This window comes from Janthinobacterium sp. AD80, from assembly GCF_002878455.1.
In the GTDB taxonomy this organism is placed as follows: domain Bacteria; phylum Pseudomonadota; class Gammaproteobacteria; order Burkholderiales; family Burkholderiaceae_D; genus Janthinobacterium.
Window position 1 is genome coordinate 1 of sequence record NZ_NRDQ01000293.1, and the last position, 1,249, is coordinate 1,249.

At 69.8% G+C, this 1,249-nt stretch carries 2 protein-coding genes and 1 pseudogene; all 3 read right to left on the reverse strand.

Annotated elements, in window-relative coordinates; all coding sequences use genetic code 11:
* Window positions 1-288 (reverse strand): DUF4880 domain-containing protein (locus JaAD80_RS28795; RefSeq protein ID WP_146012603.1); only part of this gene is annotated, 288 nt, incomplete at its 3' end.
* A gap of 8 nt (window positions 289-296) precedes the next feature.
* Window positions 297-866, reverse strand: a complete 570-nt coding sequence (locus JaAD80_RS28800) for an RNA polymerase sigma factor (RefSeq protein ID WP_102299598.1) — start codon at window positions 864-866, stop codon at window positions 297-299.
* A pseudogene (locus JaAD80_RS31075) lies at window positions 863-1,249 on the reverse strand (hypothetical protein); the annotation flags it as partial. The gene JaAD80_RS28800 and the pseudogene JaAD80_RS31075, both read right to left, overlap by 4 nt.

The following is a 1,249-nucleotide window of genomic DNA, read 5'->3' on the forward strand; positions in this document are numbered from 1 at the left end:
GGCGCGGCGCCCCGCCCTGGACGGAAACGCCAGCACAGCGGCCCGCTGCGGCGCAGGGCCTGATCGCGCCAGCGCGGGATCGAGCGCCTGCCACACTTGCTGAAGTTCGCGCCAGGCGCGCGCGTGCGCGGGGCTGCGCGCGCACCAGGCGCGCAGGGCGTCCGCATCGGCGCGCGTGAAATCGGCCGAGCGCAGCCGCACCCACCAGGCGTCGGCTTGCTGGCCGATGGCGGCGTCGCTGTCGGCAGTGTCTGCGGGGTCGCGCGGGTCGCGCTGGGAACTGTTCATGTGCATCATCAATATTTACGCCGGCCCGCCACATCGCTGCGCTGAACCGCATCGGCGTTGACCATGCAGGTTTTACAGTGTTGCATGGCGGCCTGCAATTCTTTCTTTACCATCGCCACGGAAATGCCGAAGCGCTCGGCGATTTCCTCGTTGAGCAGGCCATCGACCCTGGCGCCCGTCAGGATGGCGCGGCGGCGTGGCGACAGGCTGGCCAGCGCCGCATCCAGCGCCTGCACGTCGAGCCGCGCCGAGACGATGCGCGCGGGGTCGGCGATGTCGTCGGCAAAGGCCTCGGCGTCGCCGAGGTGCATCAGCTCATCCCTTTCGCGCTCGGTGACGATGATCTGGTCGCGGCGGTAGGCATCGGTGGCGATATTGGCCGCCATGCGCAGCAGGTAGGCGTCGGGATTGTGCACCGTGGCCGGCTGCGCCATCGCTTCCAGGCGCAGCCAGGTTTCCTGCAGCGCATCGGCCGCATTGTGCTTGCAGCCGACCACGCGCTCCAAACGCCAGCGCAGCACTGCATAGCGCGCACTCAGGTGCCGTTTCAGCTTGGCGCGCAGGTCGGGCATGCTCATGGCGTGGTCCTGCCTGCTGCCTTGCGGGCGCAATCGACTTCGCTGCCCGGCCCTTCCGGCAGCAGCAGGATGGAGACGGGTTGCGGCATGACAGGCGACGGCGCCGCGCCCACCTGCATGCCCAGCAACAACTGGGCGATGGCCTTGTCGCGCGCGGGCAAGCCGGTCGTATCGAGCAGTTGCACGCGGTCCACGACACCGGCGCGGTTCAAATACAGCTGCAGCGCCAGGCGGTAGCTGCCAGGACGCGTCTGCGCCGCGCGGCACAGCAGCCCCAGCAGCACATGCTGCAGCCGGCTCACGTAGGCGGCCACCTCACCGCCCTGCTGCGCACCGGGAATATCGGCGGCGGCCACCACGGCCGCCTGCGGCAGCTCGGCCAC